The organism is Methylophilus sp., assembly GCF_035460085.1.
Lineage (GTDB): Bacteria > Pseudomonadota > Gammaproteobacteria > Burkholderiales > Methylophilaceae > Methylophilus.
In genome coordinates this window covers 1-3,481 of sequence record NZ_DATHWZ010000004.1, presented here as the reverse complement: position 1 = coordinate 3,481, position 3,481 = coordinate 1, and the positions used below count along the sequence as shown (strand labels likewise).

Genomic DNA, 3,481 nt, shown 5'->3' with positions numbered 1-3,481 from the left:
GCTGGAATAGACCTGTAATGCAACCCGCTGTTGCAACCTGCCATGCGATGCTTATCGCAGCGCCTGCTTCCGGTCAGGGAAAGACCATGACCACTGCCGCACTGGCACGTGCATATCGCAATCGCGGTCTGCGCGTGCAGGCATTCAAATGCGGGCCGGATTTTATTGACGGCATGATCCTGGAAGTCGCCACCGGCAATCCGGTCTACAACCTCGATTTAGGCATGTGTGGCGAAGCCGATGCCCGACGTTTGCTTTACAAGGCTGCGCAGGAAAATGATGTGATATTGCTGGAAGGCGTGATGGGGCTGTATGACGGCAAGCCATCATGTGCCGACATCGCTGAACGCTTCGGCATCCCGGTTGGCCTCGTAGTTAACGCCAAGGCCATGGCGCAAACATTTGCAGCGGTAGCATATGGCTTATATGCATTCCGCCCCAGCCTGCAACGCGCTGGCGTGATTGCCAACCAGGTTGGCAGTGACGGACATGCCAAAATGATCAGAGAAGAATTGCCTGCGGAAATCCCCTGGCTGGGCGCTATGAAATTCGATACACAGCTAAGCCTGCCGGAACGCCACCTGGGTTTGCATCTGGCGCAAGAAATTAGCGATATTGATCAACGTATAGAAGCTGCCGCACAATTATTAGGTCAAGAAATCCCGCTGCCGCCGACTGTGCGTTTTGATGCACCAGAAAATAATGCCTGTGAGCCATTGTTGCAAGGTAAAACCATCGCAGTGGCGAAAGATGCTGCCTTCTGTTTTATCTACCAGGCTAATCTTGATCTGCTGCAATCACTGGGCGCAACAATTACTTTTTTCTCGCCTTTAAATGATAGGCAATTGCCAGCGACAGATGCCTGCTGGCTGCCAGGCGGTTACCCTGAACTACATTTAGCCACGCTGCAACACAATCACGGCATGCGCGAAAGCCTGCAAGCAGCCGTTGCTTCTGGCATGCCGGTGCTGGCTGAATGTGGTGGCATGCTGGCAGCGGGTGCAAGCCTCAACGGGCAAGCCGTTTTTGGCCTATTGACGGGTCATGGCACGATAGAAGCCAAACGGCAGGGTCTGGGAACACAGCACGCAACGTTTCCTTCAAATTCAGGCGAGGCTGCGGAAACGATAGGCGCACACACTTTCCATTACGGTCGCTTTGAAACCAGCCTGCCGATAATTGCGCAAGGCAAAGGCAAATACGGCGCAGGCGAAGCGGTCTATCGTCACCACAACATCACCGCCAGCTTCCTGCATTTTTATTTCCCGTCCAATCCGGCGTTGGCCGCGCAATTTTTCCTGCCATGAGTTTTGCCTATCCTGAAAACGATAAAGCGGCGATTTATAAAGTGATTGCCGAGCGACGTGATATGCGGCACTTTTTGCCTACCCCTATCGCTCCCGAGCTTTTGCAAAGACTATTGCAGGCGGCACACCATGCGCCCAGCGTTGGACTGATGCAGCCATGGCGCTTTATCCGTATTAGTGATGTTGATTTGCGCAAACGTATTCATACCCTGGTCGATGAAGAACGAAAAAAGACCGCACAGGCGATTGGAGAACTTGAGAATACGGCACGTATGGCTGAATTTATGCGGCTTAAGGTAGAAGGCATTCTCGACTGTGGCGAAGTACTGGTGGCGACCTTGTGCGACCAGCGTGAAAAACATATTTTTGGTCGCCGCACGCTGCCGGAGATGGACCTGGCTTCAGTCAGCTGCGCCATTCAAAACTTATGGCTGGCCGCACGTGCCGAAGGCATAGGCATGGGCTGGGTCAGCCTGTTTGACCCGCAACAACTGGCGCAATTACTGGGCATGCCAATAGGTGCCAAACCTGTTGCCATTCTGTGCCTGGGTTATGTGAATACTTTTTATAAATCGCCCATGCTGGTGGAAGAAGGCTGGACCACAGAAAAACCGTTATCAGAAATGTTGATGGAAAATGGCTGGAGCCAAGCCAGCCAGAACGAGGATGCACGGCAACCATGAGCCGCTGGCCGCAACGCATTGTCTGCCTGACGACAGAAACGGTAGAAGTACTGTATCTGCTAGGTGAGCAAGACCGCATTGTCGGTATCTCCGGCTTTACCACGCGCCCGGCGATTGCCAGGAAAGAAAAGCCAAAAATCAGTGGCTTTACCAGCGCCAATATCGACAAAATCCTGGCGCTAAACCCTGACTTGGTGCTGTGCTTCTCCAACTTGCAGGCCGATATTGCAGCTTCGCTGATCAAAGCCGGTTGCCAGGTGCACGTATTTAACCAGCGCAGCCTGGATGAAACCCTGCAAATGATATTGACCGTGGGCGACCTGGTAGGCGCGAGTGATAAAGCACATGTACTGGTTGCACAGTACCGGGCATTACTGGATGCTGCACGTCATCAAGCTTCCAGATGGTCACACAAACCAAGCATCTATTTTGAGGAATGGGATGAACCCATGATGTGCAGCATCCGCTGGGCGGCGGAGCTGATTGAAGCGGCGGGTGGACAGGATTGTTTCCCGGAGTTAAGCCAGTTCCATAGTGCAAAAGACCGCCAGGTCACCGCTGAACAAGTGCTGGCGGCGCAACCGGATATCATCATCGGCTCCTGGTGCGGCAAGAAATTCCAGCCCGAAAAAGTAAAAACACGTGCAGGCTGGCACAGCCTGCCAGCGGTTCAGCACGGCCATTTGTACGAAATTAAATCCGTCGATATTTTGCAACCCGGGCCAGCCCTGTTTACTGAGGGTTTGGCGCAATTGCAAACAATTATTCAACGCTGGCAACAGCAACAGGAGAGTGTGCGATGAGCAGCCATTTGATTTTAGGCGGTGCGCGCAGCGGCAAAAGCGCTTATGCAGAACGGTTGGCATCTGCACTGGAATTACCGGTTATTTACATCGCCACCGCGCAGGTTTATGACGACGAATTTGCCAAACGCGTCACCCATCACAAAGAACGCCGCCCACCATACTGGGCGTTAGTAGAAGCGCCATTTAACCTGGGCCAGAAACTGCTGGATAACGATGCGCCGGAAACATGCCTGATTGTCGATTGCCTGACCCTGTGGCTAGCGCAATGCATTTGCCCTGATTGCGATAAACCCGAGCGCCTGGATTGGCAGGCAGAAAAGAAAGCCTTGCTGACCGCGTTGCCTCAATTACAGGCCACTGTTTTCCTGGTGAGTAACGAGGTCGGCATGGGCATTGTGCCGCTGGGGGAAATTAATCGCCAGTTTCAGGATGAACAGGGTCGCTTGAATCAGCACGTCGCAGCAATGGCTGACAAGGTCAGTTTTATTGCAGCCGGACTCCCTTTAAAACTTAAATAAAAAGAAAGATTCTTGATGAAAAAACTGATTTTGATTGCCAGTGCAATCACCCTGATGGCATCGCTAACGGCCCAGGCACATGTGCCATTTTTAAAACCCAACCAGTTCAATGTCACGCATCATCGCCTGACGATTGAGTCTGCGTTTACCGAGTTTCCTTTCCAGGC

At 52.6% G+C, this 3,481-nt stretch carries 4 protein-coding genes; all 4 read left to right on the top strand.

Annotated features, from left to right (window positions below; genetic code table 11):
* The first annotated feature begins 17 nt into the window (after positions 1-17).
* The 4 genes from VK958_RS00395 to cobU are packed head-to-tail and all read left to right on the top strand — an operon-like array spanning position 18 to position 3,314.
* On the top strand, positions 18-1,307 hold the full coding sequence (locus VK958_RS00395; RefSeq protein WP_325238282.1) for a cobyrinic acid a,c-diamide synthase CobB: 1,290 nt from the start codon (positions 18-20) through the stop codon (positions 1,305-1,307).
* Complete coding sequence (gene bluB, locus VK958_RS00390; protein ID WP_325238281.1) at positions 1,304-1,990, top strand: 5,6-dimethylbenzimidazole synthase; 687 nt, start codon at positions 1,304-1,306, stop codon at positions 1,988-1,990. The genes VK958_RS00395 and bluB overlap by 4 nt, the downstream gene beginning before the upstream one ends.
* A complete protein-coding gene (locus tag VK958_RS00385; protein ID WP_325238280.1) occupies positions 1,987-2,793 on the top strand; it encodes a cobalamin-binding protein in 807 nt (268 codons plus the stop codon). The genes bluB and VK958_RS00385 overlap by 4 nt, the downstream gene beginning before the upstream one ends.
* Entirely contained in the window at positions 2,790-3,314 is a 525-nt protein-coding gene (gene cobU, locus VK958_RS00380; protein WP_325238279.1) for a bifunctional adenosylcobinamide kinase/adenosylcobinamide-phosphate guanylyltransferase, read from the top strand. The genes VK958_RS00385 and cobU overlap by 4 nt, the downstream gene beginning before the upstream one ends.
* Positions 3,315-3,481 lie beyond the last annotated feature (167 nt).

Coding starts and splice junctions, on each gene's coding strand:
- VK958_RS00395 (WP_325238282.1), top strand. CDS start 18: ATGCAACCCGCTGTTGCAACCTGCCATGCGATGCTTATCGCAGCGCCT.
- bluB (WP_325238281.1), top strand. CDS start 1,304: ATGAGTTTTGCCTATCCTGAAAACGATAAAGCGGCGATTTATAAAGTG.
- VK958_RS00385 (WP_325238280.1), top strand. CDS start 1,987: ATGAGCCGCTGGCCGCAACGCATTGTCTGCCTGACGACAGAAACGGTA.
- cobU (WP_325238279.1), top strand. CDS start 2,790: ATGAGCAGCCATTTGATTTTAGGCGGTGCGCGCAGCGGCAAAAGCGCT.